15 protein-coding genes and 1 tRNA gene are annotated in these 19015 nt (G+C 38.5%); 12 read left to right on the forward strand and 4 right to left on the reverse strand.

The genetic code is table 11. The annotated features are described in order from the left end of the window. Positions 1–2: 2 nt before the first annotated feature. Both BUA60_RS14070 and BUA60_RS14075 read right to left on the reverse strand, forming a co-directional pair. A complete protein-coding gene (locus BUA60_RS14070; protein WP_072862672.1) occupies positions 3–641 on the reverse strand; it encodes a 3-keto-disaccharide hydrolase in 639 nt (212 codons plus the stop codon). 103 nt (positions 642–744) lie between these two features. Continuing rightward, the gene (locus BUA60_RS14075; protein WP_072862674.1) at positions 745–2667 is read right to left on the reverse strand and encodes an FG-GAP repeat domain-containing protein; all 1923 of its coding nucleotides are present in this window, start codon (positions 2665–2667) and stop codon (positions 745–747) included. 454 nt (positions 2668–3121) lie between these two features. Between BUA60_RS14075 and BUA60_RS14080 the strand changes: the two genes are divergently transcribed. The 4 genes from BUA60_RS14080 to BUA60_RS23450 all read left to right on the forward strand — a co-directional run bounded on the left by BUA60_RS14080 (position 3122) and on the right by BUA60_RS23450 (position 4979). Then, the gene (locus BUA60_RS14080) at positions 3122–3358 is read left to right on the forward strand and encodes a GIY-YIG nuclease family protein (protein ID WP_072862676.1); all 237 of its coding nucleotides are present in this window, start codon (positions 3122–3124) and stop codon (positions 3356–3358) included. 4 nt (positions 3359–3362) lie between these two features. Beyond that, positions 3363–3436: transfer RNA gene (locus BUA60_RS14085), tRNA-Pro, on the forward strand. A 227-nt stretch (positions 3437–3663) separates the two neighbouring features. Continuing rightward, entirely contained in the window at positions 3664–4038 is a 375-nt protein-coding gene (locus BUA60_RS23445; RefSeq protein ID WP_072862678.1) for an Arm DNA-binding domain-containing protein, read from the forward strand. 11 nt (positions 4039–4049) lie between these two features. Further along, complete coding sequence (locus BUA60_RS23450; protein WP_317043205.1) at positions 4050–4979, forward strand: site-specific integrase; 930 nt, start codon at positions 4050–4052, stop codon at positions 4977–4979. A 734-nt stretch (positions 4980–5713) separates the two neighbouring features. On the opposite strand, the gene BUA60_RS14100 is transcribed toward BUA60_RS23450, so the two are convergent. After that, positions 5714–5935, reverse strand: coding sequence for an RNA polymerase sigma factor (locus tag BUA60_RS14100; protein ID WP_084532603.1), 222 nt, complete (start codon positions 5933–5935; stop codon positions 5714–5716). A gap of 136 nt (positions 5936–6071) precedes the next feature. Here BUA60_RS14100 and BUA60_RS23200 point away from each other — a divergent pair, with 136 nt between their 5' ends. Next, positions 6072–6224 carry a hypothetical protein gene (locus BUA60_RS23200; RefSeq protein ID WP_218587926.1) on the forward strand — a complete coding sequence of 51 codons (153 nt, stop codon included), beginning with the start codon at positions 6072–6074 and terminating at the stop codon, positions 6222–6224. A 178-nt stretch (positions 6225–6402) separates the two neighbouring features. Here the strand turns inward: BUA60_RS23200 and BUA60_RS14105 are convergent, their stop codons facing one another. Further along, on the reverse strand, positions 6403–6978 hold the full coding sequence (locus tag BUA60_RS14105; protein ID WP_178347000.1) for an RNA polymerase sigma factor: 576 nt from the start codon (positions 6976–6978) through the stop codon (positions 6403–6405). A gap of 134 nt (positions 6979–7112) precedes the next feature. Between BUA60_RS14105 and BUA60_RS14110 the strand changes: the two genes are divergently transcribed. The 7 genes from BUA60_RS14110 (at position 7113) to BUA60_RS14140 (ending at position 18947) form a co-directional block, all read left to right on the forward strand. Further along, a complete protein-coding gene (locus BUA60_RS14110; RefSeq protein WP_072862684.1) occupies positions 7113–8279 on the forward strand; it encodes a FecR family protein in 1167 nt (388 codons plus the stop codon). A gap of 150 nt (positions 8280–8429) precedes the next feature. Further along, complete coding sequence (locus BUA60_RS14115) at positions 8430–11843, forward strand: TonB-dependent receptor (protein ID WP_084532604.1); 3414 nt, start codon at positions 8430–8432, stop codon at positions 11841–11843. A 37-nt stretch (positions 11844–11880) separates the two neighbouring features. Further along, positions 11881–13371 carry a RagB/SusD family nutrient uptake outer membrane protein gene (locus BUA60_RS14120; protein ID WP_072862686.1) on the forward strand — a complete coding sequence of 497 codons (1491 nt, stop codon included), beginning with the start codon at positions 11881–11883 and terminating at the stop codon, positions 13369–13371. 303 nt (positions 13372–13674) lie between these two features. Then, positions 13675–15117 (forward strand): sulfatase-like hydrolase/transferase, encoded by a 1443-nt coding sequence (locus tag BUA60_RS14125; protein WP_072862688.1) that lies wholly within the window; start codon positions 13675–13677, stop codon positions 15115–15117. 111 nt (positions 15118–15228) lie between these two features. After that, positions 15229–16713, forward strand: a complete 1485-nt coding sequence (locus BUA60_RS14130; RefSeq protein ID WP_143153191.1) for a sulfatase family protein — start codon at positions 15229–15231, stop codon at positions 16711–16713. A gap of 40 nt (positions 16714–16753) precedes the next feature. Then, positions 16754–18229, forward strand: coding sequence for a sulfatase family protein (locus BUA60_RS14135; protein ID WP_218587927.1), 1476 nt, complete (start codon positions 16754–16756; stop codon positions 18227–18229). A gap of 31 nt (positions 18230–18260) precedes the next feature. Further along, positions 18261–18947 carry a 3-keto-disaccharide hydrolase gene (locus BUA60_RS14140; RefSeq protein WP_072862691.1) on the forward strand — a complete coding sequence of 229 codons (687 nt, stop codon included), beginning with the start codon at positions 18261–18263 and terminating at the stop codon, positions 18945–18947. Positions 18948–19015: the final 68 nt, after the last annotated feature.

A 19015-nucleotide genomic window follows, 5' to 3' on the forward strand; every position in this document is an offset into this window, starting at 1 on the left:
TTTTACTCTAATTCTTCAATAAAAATATCCTTAAAGGCAACAAGGGCTTTTCCATCACCATGAATTTGCAGGCCTATAAGACCCTCCTGAGGTATGTCCAGGTCCTTTTCTATATAGTCTACCGTTTTATGCCCGTTGATATATAGCCGTATTCTTCGATCTTCGGTCCTAATCTCATAATCGTTCCAGTCGTTTACGTTTATCCAACCAAGGACTTCTAAGGAGTCCGGGGCCATCAGGGTTTTATTTCTTCTGGACTCATCATATAGGCTAGCCCAATAGTAATTTCCCCAATCGGCTTGGTAGCCGGTCATTTCATAGGGGGGATCTGATAACCTTTTGCTTCTGAATTGAATACCCGAATTGATAAATCCTTCGTGGCCGGTTAATTTTATCTTTAATTTAAGGATGAAATTGGTATAGGAGCGCTTGGTGCAGAGGAAATCATTATGAGGCACGGTTTCGTCCAGAGAACCTCCAATGATGGTTTCATTTATAATCCGCCATGTAGATAGGGTATCCCCCTCCCAACCAGAAAATGTTTTCCCGTTGAAAAGTGAAGTATTCCCTGTAGCGGTTTTATTATTACAGGCCATCAATAGAATCAACAGTAGTGACAAGGAAAGAAGAAAACGTCCCATTCGGTTTTGGTTTGCGGTTAGATTAACTGGTCATGACTACAAATTAAGCTAAAGAAATAAAAAAAACTACAGTCACCATTTTCCCTTGACATTAAAATTGGCCTCAATTCTTTAAATAATAAAAATGTCCATCTTCAGCCCCGATCAATAAGTTTGGTTTACCATCCTTATCCCAATCCACTACGGTTGGACTGGTTGTATGACCGGCCAATTTGGTATTGACTAGGTTGCCCCTTTTCTTAAAGATGGTATTTCCATTGGTTTCCCCTACGTTTTCGTACCATTCAATATTCTCACTATTGGCCAACAGATCTAGGTCCCCGTCCCCGTCCCAATCCGTGAATTCAATTTTTCTTCGCCCGCTACCACCTGCTTCCCGCTCCGTTAGACGCAGCAAATCGTTGCCAATGCTGCCATCCGCATTTTTGAAGATGCGTTGCCCTGGTTTTAGATAGAGTCTGCCTCTCTTTTTGAACCTTTCAAAAAAGGCCAAATAACCTTCGTGATCCAACATTACCAAATCCATTAGTCCGTCCTTGTTCCAATCTATAGCGTAAGGTGTTGTTCTCCATTGGGTGGCCAATTCGTCTTTTTCCGGATTCCACCAGTTCCATTTTGGTTTAGGGATTCCACTTTTATCCCAGGCTACCTTAACACCTCCCATTTTAGTTAATTTGGGTGCAGTTTTTGTGCCAATGTTTCTATACCATTCCACTTTGCCAAAAATGGAGTTTAAAACAATATCCTTCAGGCCATCACCGTCCCAATCGGCAACAGTAAGGGTGGTATATCCCCATTTACGTTCGGCCGGACCTTGGATGGAACCACTTTCGCCTGCCATGATCCTAATGATTTTCCCGTCTGCTTCCAAATAAACGGGTTCCTTAAAATCAGGAGTTTCGCTCCCGTCCAAATTCTCTATAAAACCAATATAACCTGCCGAATTTCCACATATTAAATCTTCGTCCCCGTCATCGTCCCAATCCACGCTGAAAGGAGTGACCAAGGCTCCAAATTTTAGATTTTGACTTTTTTGCTGGATATAAATAGGCGACATAAAAATGGGCATATTATCCTTTACAGTTCCTGTATTCTCAATAAAAACTACCCTGCCGTCTTCGTCGCCTACTACTAGGTCAATTTTATTGTCATTGTTCCAATCGAGGGCCACGGGCCTCATCATTTCCAAATCCATTTCGAGGATGCCAGAGGCATTCACCAAAAACCTTCCTTTGGCGTAGGTAGGATTTTCACGACTACCGGTGTTTTCAAAATAGGTGAATCGGTCTACGAATTCGCCACATATGATATCCAGATCCCCATCACCATCAAAATCGGCTATATTGGGCGTAGTATTGCCATATACATCGATAGGTTTATCACCAGCTAGAATTTTCCCATCATTTCTGTATTTACCATTGTCATTGGTCAATAAATAAAGGTATCCGCGAAGGTCCCCATTGGTCCATTCCCCTTTTTCATTAAAGGCGTTGTCCCATCCATATTCGCTCCAGTCATCGATGCCTACAATAAGATCCATATCCCCGTCATTGTCATAATCAACATATTTCCAGTCGCTAAAACGTTCCTTATATAAATCCAGCAGTTCTGATGCCTGATAAAGGCCTACGGGGCGGGTGTAACCATATCTTCTAAAATTGTCATATTCCAAACCCACTCCCAATACCCTGGGTTCGCCATCTACATAGGAAATGGCCACATTCCGCATACCGTCACCAATTTTGACCGGAGCATCAAATATGGGATTTCCGTTTTGGTCTTTGGAGCCGTTTTTGAATAAAAAGGTACCATTAAAAGGGACATCGGTACATGAAATAACCAAATCCAGATCCCCGTCCTGATCATAATCCATGGGTAAGGGGTTGGCCCAAAGTCCCACTGCCAGATCCTTGGTAGTGGTGGTGTCCTTGTATTGCAATCTTATTAATTTTTCATCTGCGGATTGGCTAAAGCCAAAGGTGGTAAGGGTTAAGAACAGGCAATGGATTAATCGTTTAAGCTTCATAGTCGGATTTTACTAAGTTTATTTTGGATTGATAGGTATTTGTATAAAAATTTCAAATTAGTGTTTATTTTTCAAATGACCAACACTATGAAAAAGGTAGCTGGGAGATGACGTAGCCTAGTAGTGAAATTCAATTGAATTTATCAATAATTTGGGAATAATCCTTTGATCGACCACAATATAAGGGGTGAGTAAAAAAAATCATTTTTTTGCCAAAAGTTTAGGGTTTAATTGTTTGATCTTTCCTATTTTTGCAATCTCATTTTCGGGATGTGGCCCTTCGTCTACGCTCAGGACAGGCCGCCCCACAGAGTATTCATTTATAAATGGAGATGCTGAGAAAGAATATAGAGTATTGAGTAAATTGTAGTATCGGGATGTGGCGCAGTTCCCGCAAAGGAGCGGGACGGACCGGTAGCGTATCACGCCGATGGCGTGATGGTCGCTTGAAATAATGGATTATGTAGTTTACATATTGTTCAGTGAAACTACCGACAGGTATTATGTGGGTCAGACGATCAATATTGAAAGACGGCTTGTTACCCACAATAATGGTGGTAAAAAGTATACATCCAAGGGCAGACCTTGGATTTTGATAAAAACTTATCCATGTATCGATCGAATTGAGGCGGTGCAGTTGGAAAGAAAGATAAAGAAAAGAGGTATCAAACGGTATCTTGGCGAAAAGTAATTTTCGGGATGTGGCGCAGTCCGGTAGCGTACACGGCTGGGGGCCGTGTGGTCGCAGGTTCAAATCCTGTCATCCCGACGAACCTAGAAATAGGTAGTATCAAAAACACTGTTAATCATTTGATTTTCAGTGTTTTTTGTTTTTAGCAATTTTATTTGATATCAAATGATATCAAATGTGCACACCTAATTCGGTGTGCAAATCGGTGTGCAACTGTTCACTGGAATTGTAGTAAATTGAAAGAACTTTAGAGTAAGATTTGACTTTCGTCTTTACAAATTATTGTTTAACTAAAGTTTTTACAAATGAGAACAAATCAGACTTTTACTGTTATTTTCTTTACTAGGAAATCGCGAAGTATTCAAAACCTGCTATCCATTTATGTTCGTATCACCATTTTGGGCAAACGAGCAGAAATAAGTTTAAAGAGAAATATCGAAACCGTGAAATGGGACGCGGACAAAGGTAGGGGTAAAGGCAATTCCGAGGAAATCCGAATCCTCAACTCCTATTTGGATCAAGTGAGGAGCAAACTAATGCAATGCCATAACCAACTTATCCAGGAAGATAAGATAATATCCTCGAATGCCATAAAATTACGGTTTTTAGGGGAGGATAGTGTAACTAAGAGTTTATTGGATCTAACGAATATCACAATGAGAACATGGTCCATGTCTTAAAACCCGGTACCATGAAGAATTATTACACGACTGAGAAATACCTAAAGCGATATTTAAAAACTAAGCTCAAACGCGGTGATATTTTTCTGAAGCAACTCAATTATGGTTTCATTTTGGATTTTGAACAGTTTTTAAGGAGAAGTCTGAACAGCAAGAAACAACGGAGTCTTGGCAATAATGGGGTAATGAAACATTTGGAACGGTTCAAGAAGATGGTGAATCTTGCAGTAAAATTGGAATGGATGAAAAAGAACCCATTCGACCGCTTTCAATTAAGGTTCAATAAATTTGATAGGGTATACCTAACTGAAAGGGAATTACAGTTAGTGGAGGACATCGAATTCAAACAGGATAGATTGCAACAGGTTAAGGATTGTTTCGTATTTTCTTGTTATACAGGTCTTTCATACATTGACATTAAAGGACTCACCTCTGAGAAGATTACAAGAGGAATTGACAATCGCAATTGGATATACACCAAACGGGAAAAAACAAACGAATTGGTAAGGATACCAATTCTGCCCCAAGCTTGGGAAATTTTGGAAAGGTATAAAAATGGCCCTATGCATAATGGTTTACTTCCAATCTGTTCCAATCAAAAGGTCAACGTCTATCTCAAGGAAATTGCAAGCGCTTGTGGAATATATAAGAACATTACCTTCCATGTGGCACGTCATACTTTTGCTACCACGGTAATGCTATCCAACGGGGTACCTATTGAAACGGTCTCAAAACTTCTTGGCCATACAAAATTAACCACCACCCAAATTTATGCTAAAGTAGTAGAGTCAAAAATAAGCGAGGATATAGGTAATCTTTTGGAGCGATTTCAGGCAAAAGAATATAAAAGTGCTATTGAAAAAAAAGAGAAAGAAAATGGATTAAGGGGAGGAACGATCGACCCCAAATCTTACCATAACTTAACTGCGCATGGATCCTAATTCGATTTTATAGTGTTCTGGTGGATAAGCGTAAAATAAAATCGAATTAGGGCGCATTGAGCTTATGTTCAGGAGTACAATGCCAATACCAGAATTTTGGTCTAATATCCGATAATAAACGTTTGTAAACGACTAATATGTTTTCCACACTGTATTGATTTCAAGCAGGTACTGATATGTCCAAATAAGATGATTGGGTCACAATGATCTAGATTTAATGGAAACTTTCAAGGGTTTTGACCCTGTGACTAAAATTCTCTATATACTATTAGGAGCCAAGTCATTTAAGTCTAGTAAATATTACTAGGATATTATTTACATTAAAAGGTTCAATGGTTATAGGGGTTTCGAGCAGATTTACATTAAAAATAGGATAGTGTCCCATATTTGATAAGCCCATATTTTTCTAAAAATCAACATTTTAACGTCAGTAACACCGCTTTAGCGTGTTACCCTCTTGCTTTACATATTTGTTTGCAGAACAACAAAACATGTAAACATTTTTATTCGCTGTAATACATTGTATTGAAGATTTCGCCTTTCAGAATCAATTCCAAAATGATTAAAGTAAAAGTAAAGAGATGGGTTATGATATTTTTATCAAATGTTCCACCAATTTGGGTTCTGGTGATATATTTTGAGGGTCTGCCAACCATTAAATATTTCAGATTGTTGGTTTAGTTGGTAAAAGAAAAATGGGAAACTATTTTTCTTTTTTTTGTGTTATGGAAGCATTAATAATCGATATACTTAGAAAGCTTGTTAAAAATTATAACAAAAAACTGTTTGTCATTTTTAAATTCCCCCCTGATTTTTTTAAATGCTATCCTCATTTGACTTTCCACCGTTTTTTCAGAAACATTAAGTTTCAAGGCAATTTCCTTATATTTTAATCCATCCCTTTTATTGAGTAATAATATCTCCCTGCACTTGGGTGGTAATTTGGCAACTATAATTTTAACTTTTGAATTTTAGGGTCGTCGTGGTTCACTTCCTCCATTAAGCTTCCTTTAGCCATACTGTATTTAAGCTCATCAAAGATTTTATTTTTCAGTTGATCTTTTCGGTATTACCGGAGACCAAAGTAAGTGATTGATCAACAGTGGAATCCAATATCGTTCCATTATTAAAGATAATAAGATTATCGGCTACCAGGCAGACATTGGCAAAGGGTATTGGGGCGATATTTATGATGAGCACCGCAGGGGCAAACTTGTGGCGGTGAGTTTTGAATTCCTGCTGTAAATTTAATAATTCCCTATTTACAGGGCTTTCCAGATGCTAATTTATAAAAATGTGTTCCAAAACGTGTTCAGTTTTGTGTTCACTATTGTTAATAATAATTTTAAAGCAATTTACAATTAGTTTTGATTACAAGACCGAAATGTTATTTTTTTCCTGCTATTACACTCTTTAGATAACATTAGGTCCTAAAATACAAGAATACTAGCAGCAAGTTATCTTTTTTCTCTTTGAGCCATTTCTTTATGCTTTGGGTAGCACGACTAACATGTTTTTCCACGGCCTTTTCCGAGATTTCCAATTGGAAAGCTATTTCCTTATGTTTGTAACCAGATTTCTTGCTAAGTAAAAATACTTCCCTATTTTTTTTAGGAAGTTGGTCTATTGCCGATTCCAAAAGTTTCATTCTCTCTTCCAAAAAAGATTCATCTTTTTCCACAAAATCCATAAGGACAGTATTTTTAAGCTCTGATAGTGCAAGCTCTTCTTTTTTAATTTTTCGGTATTCCTTTAAAAATGTATTATAGACAGATCTATATAGATAGTTTTTTAAAGAAGATTTAATTTGCAGTGTATCTCTTTTAATCCAAATTTTCACTAAGGTCTGCTGCACAACGTCCTCAGCGCGGTCCTTATCTTTAGTTAAATTATAGCAATACACTATCAGATCCGTATAATATTTGTCATATAGAATTTTATAGGCCCGTTCATCTCCATTCTTTAAGCTTTCTAGTATAAAAGTGTCTTTATTATGCAAAATTTGAATAAGCTTAGTTGGTGGTTAATCTAAGTAAAATTGGTTAAATATTATTGAAATAAAAAAAAAAGTCAAAAAAAATGTAGGGATTGGAATAAAATTGGGGTCATACTTATGTAATTGATAATATAGAAATGAAAAATAATACGTTGGAAAGTCTAATTCAGGACTACTTGGAGGGAAAAATTGAGGAATCCAAGATGTATGAATATATTCAGGCTTATTCCGTGGAAGAGGTGAAAAAAAGCCTTTCGGATTCTATGGAAGTGGATTATCTGTTATCCAAGAAATATTTAGAAGTAGATCAAGAAGTTGCTTATAAAGACTTTCTGGAACAAATTAAATTACGCGCCATTAATGTTAAGGAATCTAAAGCTGGAGGTATCCGCACAATATGGAAATATGCTGCAATTTTTACAGGTATAGTTGGATTAGGAGTGGCGTTGACCTTTTTATCCAGGTCCAATAGCGAACAGGAAAACATTACAATAGCGAATGAAGAAGTAAATCTGCATTTAGGTAATGGTAAGTTGGAAATCATCAAGGAGACGGGTAGTACGAATATTCTGGATTCTGAAGGTAATGTAATTGCGGTACAAACAGGGGATAAAATTAAATATAGTGCAGTGCATAAGCCAGAAGAAACACATTACAATGAGTTAAGCGTGCCTTATGGAAAGAAGTTTGAATTGGAATTGTCCGATGGCACTATAGTATATATTAATGCAGGATCTGTTTTAAAATACCCGACAAGTTTTATAACTGGGAATAATAGGGAAGTATCCTTGAAAGGCGAGGCCTTTTTTAAGGTGGCGGAGGATAAGGAACATCCCTTTATAGTGAATTCGGGTTCAGTTAATGTACGGGTACTGGGTACGGAATTTAATGTTTCCGCCTATGGTGAAGATATGGAAAACAATACTGTTCTGGTTTCGGGCAGTGTACAATTGTACGATTCCTTATCGGTCGACACTAAAACTACACAGGTGAAACTGGTTCCAGGTGAAAGGGGAACATGGAGCAAAGAACAACACAATTTTAAAACTGATATGGTAGATACTGCCATATATACCTCTTGGGTGCAAGGGAAACTTATTTTTAGGAATATGCCGTTTAAGCAAATCCGTAGACAATTGGAACGCCGTTATAACGTAACCATTGTTAACACAGATACTTCGTTGGATAATAACACCTTCAGTGCCAATTTTGAAGAAGAAAGTATAGAAGAGATACTGGAGATTTTTGATAGAACTTACGGCATAGAATATTCAATTAAAGATAATACAATAATCATAAAATAAACCACCAAAACCAATATTGCCTATGATATAGAAAGGATAAAATGTAAAGTAGGACCAACCCTCAAAAAAAATCGGAAAATGCTCGTAACATTTCCCGACTTATAGGTTTGGTCAAAAATAGAGTAACCAATTAATAACCATAACAAAAGTATGAAAAAACTGAAGATAATCGGGTGTTCTTCTATGTGCACCTTAAAGTGGGATCTAAAAATGAAGCTAACGGCCTTATTCGTTTTAGTATGTATGCTGCAAATCAATGCAACTACCTATTCCCAAAAAACCAGGATATCCCTGGATATGAATAATGTACAATTAAGTGAGGTACTTAACCGGATTGAAACCATTTCCGAGTTCAAATTTTTTGTTGACACACAGAAAATAGACGTAAAAAGAGAAATAGATATTAAGGCGGATAAGGAAAAGATTTTTGATATTCTAGATAAGTTATTTAGAGGAACAAATATCACCTATGAAGTATATAACAAGCAAATTTTACTAAAAAGGGTGGACCTAAAACCCGTTGATTTAAAATCTATAGGACCGGATCAAAGCTATAGTGAAAGTAAAAATTATCAGCAAGTAATAACGGGAACCATTACCGATGAAAATGGAACTCCTTTGCCCGGTGCCAATATTCTTGAAAAAGGTACTACCAATGGAACCCAAGCCGATTTCGATGGAAATTTTTCAATTTCCGTCGAAGATGAAAATGCACTGCTTGTAGTTTCTTATGTTGGTTTTGGAACTAAGGAGATTCCACTTAATGGACAGACTTTAATTTCTGTAACCTTAGAAGAAAGCGCGGCGGGTTTGGATGAGGTGGTTCTAGTTGGGTACGGGACTGTTAAAAAATCTGATTTAACTGGAGCAGTTACCTCGTTGTCTTCCGAGGATCTGAACGATAATGTGGCTGTAAATGTTACGCAACAACTACAAGGTAGGGCAGCTGGTGTTCAGGTGTTTCAGAACAGTAACCAGCCCGGGGGTTCATCAACTATTCAAATTAGGGGTATTGGATCTATCTCTGCGGGCAACGCGCCATTATTTGTAGTAGATGGTTTGCCTATTTCTAATGATGGTGCCCTAGCTGGAGGAAATATAGGTCTTGCACCAAACCCTCTAAATACGATTAATCCAAATGATATTAAATCAATTGAAGTTCTCAAGGATGCTTCTGCAACCGCCATTTACGGTTCAAGAGGGGCAAACGGAGTAATATTGATTACCACCAAGTCGGGTAGGCAGGGGAAGTTGAAAGTAAGCTACCAAGGCAAAACCAGTGCGTTTAGCATTATTTCCACTCCAGATATTTTAACAGCTGAAGAATACCAAACCAATTTAAATGCGCTTCTGGATGCTGGGGCAGTCAATGCAACGGAAGCTGAGCGGGTTGGAGATATCGTTGATGGTGGTACCACTTGGCAGGATCTTCTTTTTAAGTCGGCAGTAAGTCAAGAGCATAACATATCTTTTAGCGGCGGAAAAGATAAAAACACCCATTACACCTCTATAGGATTTTTTAGTCAAGAAGGAGTTGTAAAAAGATCTAAATTAGAGCGTTTTAGCCTCCGTACGAACCTTACCTCGGAGTCGGATAATTTTAAATTTGGCCTAAATTCAACGGTAACTTATACGTTACAGGATATTGTAGGTGCTGGCGCAGGGGTCAACAACGATTCTGGGCCAGTTAATTCTGCCTTTTTTTACGACCCAACAGTTCCTGTCTATGAAAACGAGGAGACCAACGAATTTTTTGTTTCACCATTTATGAATATTGAGAATCCGATAGCTCTTTCAGAAGGAAGAACAGTTGATGATGCCACCTTTAGACTGTTAGCTTCTACCTACGGGGAATATTTTATTACGCCTGCTTTGTCGGCTAAATTAAATTTAGGCTTTGATTATCAAAACTCAAGAAGAGATCAGTTTTTAAATGATTTTACACAAGCAGGTTTTGCCTTGGGAGGAGAGGGTAATGTTTTTACGGGAATCAATTTTAACTATTTGGCAGAAGCAACCCTAAATTATAATAAAGAACTTGGAAACGGCCATGCATTAAACCTACTTGGTGGTATAAGTACTCAGAAGTTTTTCTTCCAAAGTGCTAACTTGGGTGCTCAGAATTTTTTATCGCTCGCCACTGAAACAGATAATCTACAATCAGGGGACCCATTGCTTAACACTGTAGCTACAAGTAGAGTGGAAAACTCTTTACTGTCTTATATCGGTAGGGCCAACTATTCCTTCTCAGATAAATACCTGATTACAGGTACCCTGAGAGTTGATGGTTCTTCCAGATTCGGTGAAAATAATAAGTATGGCTACTTTCCATCAATGGCTTTAGGCTGGAAATTACATAACGAAGAGTTTTTAAAGAATTCAAATTTTTTCGACCAGCTGAAATTTAGAGCAAGTTATGGGCAGACCGGGAACCAAGATATTGGAAATTTCCTTTCTTTGACTACAATTAGTAGTGGGGGTAATGTTGTAATTCCTGGAGGTGCGCAAATAGGAACAGCCCAACCTACCAGAATAGCCAATCCTGACTTAAAGTGGGAAACTACCACTCAATTTGATATTGGATTGGATTGGTCAATTTGGAACGGCCGTTTATCTGGTACTGCTGATTATTACAATCGACTAACCTCGGATCTGTTATACAATCTGCCAATTCCGTCACAAACTGGTTTTACCAGTGTAGTGACCAATATAGGAGAGGTGGAAAATAAAGGATTTGAGGTACTTTTGGAAACGGCTAATTTGACGGGTGATTTTAAATGGAACACATCTTTTAACTTCGCTACTGTAAAAAATAAAGTTTTAGACCTAGGTCTTGGAGAAAACGAAGAGGGTGAACCAATCGAAGTTCAAGGTGGATCCAGTATACTTAGACCAGGAGAAACAATGAATGCCTATTTTGGTTATGAAATTCTTGGAGTCTGGCAAGAAGGTGATGACTTCACCGATGCTCCTGCCGGTGTGCAGCCAGGTGATTGGAAATATAATGATGTCAACGGTGACAATGCAATTACCGTTAATGATAGAAAAGTCCTTGGAAATTCAATTCCTGGTTTTAGTTGGGGTTTGACCAATACTTTTAGTTATAAGAACTTGAGCCTTGCAGTAAATGTATTTGGAGTACACGACGTACAACTATTCAATACGAGTCTTTCTACCACATATTTCCCTATTAATTTTAGAAGAAATAGGTTGTCAGAACCTATTCTTAATAGATGGACTCCAGACAACCCGACAAATAAGTACCCCTCCTTCCTCAATAATACGGGGCAAGGGAACAATGGTGTAAATTCGAGCACTGTCGAAGACGCCGGGTATGTTAGGCTACAATCTCTAACCTTGGGATACAATATACCACTAAAAGAAACCAGTTTTATAAGTGCCATGAATGTAAGGCTGATAGGAGAAAACCTACACACTTGGACAAATTACAGCGGTAATGATCCAGGATTGAGTGTTAACGCTGGCAATACTGGTTTTAGACAGGACTATGTAGCGTACCCGTTATCCAGAATATTTTCATTGAATTTAACAGTAGATTTTTAAGCTGAATGTTCAACTAAAAAAATTAAAAAAACTAAAGATGAAAAAATTTAAATATATAGTATTCTGTTTGGTCATTGTTGTTTCAATGCACTCCTGTGAAGATTATCTTATAGAGGACCCTGCTTCAGAACTTACCCCAGAGACATTTTTGTCCACGAAGGATGGTGTAACTGCATTGTTTACAAATGCATATAGCATATACGTTTATAGCGGTCATACGGGTCTTTTAGATAATATGCATTTGTATGCAATGTCAGATTTTACCGGAGATAGCCAATTTCAAAGCGGAGGTGGATTTAATGGTCAAGTCCTTCCTTATATGAATTTTACATGGGATCCCACTGTCTTAGGACTTGCCACATACTGGAATCAAAGCTATGCTGCCATTCGTGATATAAATATCATTTTAGAAAGTTTGAGTGCTACAGAAGGTTTTACCCAAGCTGAGATTGATGAGTACATATTGGCTTGTAGATTAATGAGAGCTGATATGTATATGCGTTTATTTGATTGGTTTGGGCCGGTACCTTTAAGAACTAGTACTCTTGATGCATTTGATTTGCCTCGAAATACAGAGGAAGAAGTCATGGCATTTATTAGTTCTGAAATGGAAGAAATCATACCGCTATTACCACTGCCCGGGGAAGCTATCAATGTGTGGACAGATCGCGGAACGGCGGCTGGCCTTTATGCTAGACACCTTCTAAGCCAGAAGGATTGGGCAGGAGCAGCCGAGTATACAATAGTGGTGATGGACTTGGGGTATTATGAACTTTTTCCAGATTATCCATCCCTTTTTGATGTTGCAAATGAGTTCCAAAATAATCCCTCCCAAAGAGAGATTATGCTCGCAAGACCCATGATCAATGTTGTTAATGAGGGATCAATTATAATTAGTAATTCATTTCCACCTGGATATTCCTTTTCGGATAAATTACCAGAAATTGTATTTACCAGCTCGATGCGGAATTTTGGTTCTCAATTTCGTATCCGTGACGACTTTGCAGACTCATTTGATAAGATCAATGATACCCGATATACCCGAATCATTGAAAATTATAGGAATGGAAATGGAGATCTTGTGGACTTAACGGTTAACCCTGATAATAGAAGAAGCTTAAAATACTATGACCCGGACGGTACCCTTGATATGGGCAATGATTTCCCCATTTTGCGATATGCCGATATTTTGTTGATGCGGGCAGAGGCTTTGAATGAACTTAACGGTCCTAATCAGGAAAGTATTGATTTGTTGAATTTGGTTCGGGAAAGAGCAGGTTTGGAAGGGTTTGAAGTGAGTGATTTTGCTTCCACAGAAAGTTTTAGGGACCATATCATATTGAACGAAAGAAGATGGGAGTTTCAGGAAGAACACATGAGAAGACGTGATTTGATAAGACACGGCTCCTTTATTTCAAGAGCGCAAGGTAGAGGTGCGGTGACTGCCGCAGATTTCCATGTCTTATTTCCTATTCCCCAAGAAGAAATAAATGGTAACCCTAATATGGTTCAGAATGCAGGATATTAACATACCACATACTTTAAGTAAGCTTTCTGAGAACTTGAACATATATGATATTGAAAATTTATCCTAATATAAATTTCCAATGTAGCTGTTTTTTGCATATTTAGGTTGTTTAGATGCGAAAAGTGACTGCCCCAGGATTAACGTTCTGGGGCATTCATAACCGATCCTGTGTTACTATTATAAATTAAACTTATATGGGATAAATGGTAAATCAAGGTATGAAGGAACTTGTGTAAAGTTAGTTGGGACCAACATTTGGGCTACCAAAATATTTTACTTGGGAAAACTTTATTTTAACAAATTATGAAACAGATTATCGCACAAATAATTTTTGGTTTGGGGTTATTGTTTTTAAATAATTCCTTGGCACAGCAAAAAGAAAGTGCCAAAAAACCGAATGTCATTTTAATTCTGGCCGATGACTTAGGTTACAGTGATATAAGTAGTTATGGTTCAGAAGATGTGGAAACTCCTAATCTGGATCTGCTAGCTAAAAAAGGGCTCCGTTTTACGAACTATCATACGGGCGCTTCCATCTGTTCACCTTCTAGGGCTGCGTTATTGACCGGTGCTTATCCTCAAAGAACAGGATTGTACCTAGGTATAAATCCCAATCGTGAAGCGCATTGGTTTTTAGGTTTAAATCCTGATGAAATTACGATTGCTGAACAATTTAAAAAACAGGATTACACCACCTTCATGGTTGGCAAATGGCATTTGGGGACGGAAGAAAAATTTTCATGCTTAAATCAGGGGTTTGATGATTATTACGGAATGCCATGCAATTATGATCACAGTAAAAAATTCTTTGATGGAAGAAAGTTGATATATGAAGATACTCCCCTAGATAAATTAACCGAGCTTTATAACGAACGAATTAAAACCTTTATAAATGAAAAGGCAAGTGAGCCGTTCTTTTTGTTCTATTCACATAACTATCCCCATACCCCTTACAAAGTGGGGAAAAAGTTTGAAGGGTCTTCAAGTGATGGAGTTAGGGGAGATGTTATTCAGGAGTTCGACTGGAGTGTGGGTGAAATAATGAATACACTCAAAGAAAAAGAAATATTGTCAAATACCATCATCATATTTACTTCAGACAACGGACCCGTTAATAATAAATATGCAGAACCCCACCGAGGAACCAAGTTCGTATCCCTTGAAGGTGGACATAAAGTTCCCTTTATTGTTTATTGGAATGAAGGCATAGAAAAGAGCGCCGTTGTAGATAAACCGATTTATGCGATGGATCTTTTTCCCACACTGTCGGAAATTATAGGAGTAAAAATTCCAGACGATAGAAAGTATGACGGTAAAAGCTTGCTTCCCATTTTTAATGGTAATATACCTGAGGGAGAGAGTGAAACCCCATATTATTATTACAACTGTGAAAATTTACAGGCTGTGTCGTATAAGAATTGGAAATTACACCTGTCTAGATCATTGCAACAGATTCCTTTCTGGGATAAAAGTAAAACGGAGTTTATTGACATTCCCAAACCCGTATTATTCAATCTCGCTGATGATATTTCCGAATCGCAGGATATTGCACAAAATCATCCTGATATCGTAGATAAATTATTAAGAATTGCCCAAAACGCCAGGGAAGAATTAGGTGAATATAACATGAGAGGAATTGGTCAAAGGCCAACAGGAACTTTATTTCCCGATGTCCCTATTATTAGCCACCCTAGGGATTGGGATGAATTGCCAATGGACATTAAAGAGAAAGCAATAAGAAAATAAAATCAAAAATTTACTAGATGGCTAGTTTAATCAAGGAAATGGGAATGCAGTTATTTCATATGATAAACGAATGTTGTCTTATATAAACCTTCAAGAAAAAAACTAAATAAAATGAAAAGAATAAAGAAAATGAAAACTAATCTCTGGCTGATAATTTTCTTTTTGTGCTTATTTTCCGGCAGAGCGCAAAATGGAAAAGTAGATAAACCCAATTTCATTATCATCTATACCGATGATCAAGGCTATAATGATCTAGGTTGTTATGGTTCTGAGAAAATTAAGACTCCGAATATTGACCTTATGGCTTCGGAGGGATTACGATTGACAAATTTTTATGCCCAACCGGTTTGTGGTGTTTCTAGAGCTGCCTTAATGACCGGATCTTATCCGATTAGGGTTGGTGAGCCCAACAACATAAAAATGTTACATACTGTGCCGGACCCCCAAGAAGTTACAATGGCAGAAGTCTTGAAATCGGCAGGCTACGCTACCGGTCTTATAGGTAAATGGCACCTTACAGGACAAGGTAATAGTGGTCCTTGGAGTTTTGATCCAGCCACCATGCCTAATGCTCAAGGATTTGATTATTTCTATGGTACACCGCTATTTAATGGGACTACCGTCTATGTTGAAGATACACCCTCTAGGAGTTCCATCCTGCGAAATAATGATATCGTTTTGGACAAAGTAGAAAGTTGGGACCATATCACAAAGGACTATACTTGGGAGGCAATAAACTATATCAAACTAAATAAGGATGAGCCATTTTTTCTATACTTGGCACATAACATGCCACATATTCCACTAGGGGCTTCGGAGAATTTCAAAGGTAAATCGGAATATGGGCCGTATGGTGACGCAATAGAAGAGATAGATTGGTCTACAGGAGAGATTCTACAAACCTTAAAGGATCTCGGAATTGACGATAACACCTTGGTTATTTTTGCATCTGACAACGGGCCGTGGGTAGAAACGACTCATTCTATGATACCTGGAGGCAAGACTTTTATCCCGAGGGACCACTCGGGTTCAGCAGATCCTTTGAAAGGTTGGAAAATGTCGGCTTGGGATGGGGGTTCCAGGGTGCCATTCATAGCCCGATGGCCTGGTGCTCTTAAAGAGAATCGTGTGAGTGATGAAATCTTGACAACGATGGATTTATTGCCAACTATAGCCAATTTGGCTGGAGCCGAAATGCCAAAGGACATCACTGTTGACGGCTACGATGCTTCAGCCTTTCTGTTAGGCAAGGAAGAGGTGAGCCCTAGAGAAGATTACCTATACTATTCCGGATGTCTGCTTACCGGAGTAAGGGTCAATGAATGGAAACTTGTGCTACCGCGTTCAGCAAAGCCTGATGGTTTGGGCTGGTGGGGGAGATTGATAGAGGAGGTCAAAACCAACCAGCTTTATAATCTAGATAAAGACCCAGGCGAAACAATGAATCTCGCCGATCAAAATCCAGATGTGGTTGCTCGTCTGAAGAAACGTATTGAGCTTGCACGTAAAGAGTTGGGTGACATTGATGTTACAGGTGAAGGGGCACGTTTTTTTTACGATGGTCCACGTCGCCTTCAGGCTAATTTAAAGAAATAGGGTAACTGGCCCTCATGATTATACAGCTATAAAGTTAAATATGCATTTCACAAAAACAAATATTGCTTTTTTCGCGATGGTAATGAACTTTGGGATAATATTTTCACAAACAAGCGAAAGTTTAGAATCAAAGTTATCTGAAGTCCCCAATTTTATAGTCATTTTTATCGATGATATGGGGTACGCAGATATTGGACCCTTCGGTTCAAAGTTGAATCGTACCCCAAATTTGGATAAAATGGCCGACGAGGGTATGCGATTGACCAGTTTTTATGCCGCTGCCTTATGTACGCCATCACGTGCCTCGATTATGACTGGTAGTTATCCTAAAAGAGTAGGGCTGATGCAAGGATCTTGGCATGCTGTGTTAATGCCGGGCGATGAGCACGGTCTCAATCCAGATGAGATTACTATGGCAGAAGTATTAAAACAAGAAGGGTACTCGACCGGTATAGTAGGCAAGTGGCATTTGGGAGACCAAAAACCGTTCTTACCTACTAGACATGGATTCGATTATTTCTATGGAATTCCTTATTCCAACGATATGATACCATCGAATACCGGTAAGAAACGGAATTTTCCTCCTTTACCTCTTATGCGAAATGAAACCGTAATAGGTGAAGTGGTTGATCAATCGGATTTAACGGTTGATGTTACCAATGAGGCACTAAAGTTTATCCGGTCCAATGCTGATAGGCCGTTCTTTTTATACATTCCCCACCCAATGGTACATGGTCCGCTCAATGCAAGTAAAGATTTTAGGGGCAGGAGCAATAATGGTATTTATGGTGATGCAGTTGAAGAGATAGATTGGTCAGTTGGTCAAATCCTATCCCAATTGAAGGAACTTGATATTGATGAAAATACCATGGTGGTGTTCACTTCGGATAATGGTCCCACACGTATATGTGATACTACACCTTTACGTGGAACAAAAGGTACTACATTCGAAGGTGGCTTAAGGGTGCCGTTTTTGGTGAGATGGCCTGCCAAGATACCTAAAGGAAGTACATTTGGGGGTATCACAAGTACCATGGATCTATTGCCAACATTTGCAAGATTCGCCGGAGGAGATATTCCTAAGGACCGAATATTCGACGGAAAGGATATTTCCAAAATCCTTCTGGGAATCGAGAAATCCGAATCACCTTATGAGTCATTTTATTATTACGAGCAGGCCAATTTAACCGCTGTACGTTCGGGAGATTGGAAATTACATCTAAAAGGGGATGAAGGAAATCCGGCCTTGTATAACTTAGAGGACGATATTGGAGAAAAGAATAATATAATAGAGGGCCATCCCATGGAAGTGTCAAAGTTAATTAAACTGATGGAAGTGGCTCGCAAGGACCTTGGAGACGGTTTAAGGCATCCTGGCAAGAACGTTCGCCCAATCGGTTTTTATGATAACCCCAAGGCCTTAATTCCAAGTGCCAATGGATTGCCTGTTGGGCGAGATTCTGGCGTAATTGTAAAAAATCTATGGCCAGCCAAGCACTATGTGAATAGGAATTAGAAATATATAAACAGAAAATAAATAAAAAATTATGAAGGCAAATTTAACCAGAACGTATGTTGCAAAATGGGTTGTAAAGTATTTTTCACTTAAAATATTGCTTTTAGGTATATCAATATGCACCTTGAGTTGTCACGCTCAAGAATTCCCTACGGCAACCTCCCTTTTCGACGGGACCACGCTTAACGGCTGGAAGACCGTAAAAGAGGAAAATGCCAAATTTTGGTCAGTGAAGGATAGTGTCATAACGGGTGGTGATGGGGTAACCAAAATTCCTACAAATACTTATCTACATACCACCAAAAGCTTCGGAAATTTCGAATTCCGGGCACTTTTCCGTTTGACCGGGGACCATAGCACCGGTCTGATCAACAGTGGGATCCAGTACCGTTCCATTATAAAGGATAATAAGATTATCGGCTACCAGGCAGACATAGGCAAAGGGTATTGGGGGGATATCTACGACGAGCACCGCCGGGCAAAACTATTGGGAGGCGATCTTGGAACCCTGAAACATATCCTGAACGAGGATGGGTGGAACAGTTACATAGTTAGATGTATAGGGAACAAGCATGTAACGTATATCAATGGCGTTAAGACTGCCGAGTATATCGAAAAAGATCCCAATATTCCGTCAAAAGGAGTTATCGGCATACAATTGCACAGTGGCGGAAATGCCAAGGTAGAATTTAAGCATATAACAATTACGGAGCTTTAGAGCTTAATAATCATTATAAATTAGGGAGAACACATGGGAATTAAAAGGAAACTACTTTTATACGGCTT

It is taken from the genome of Arenibacter palladensis (genome assembly GCF_900129275.1).
GTDB lineage: Bacteria > Bacteroidota > Bacteroidia > Flavobacteriales > Flavobacteriaceae > Arenibacter > Arenibacter palladensis.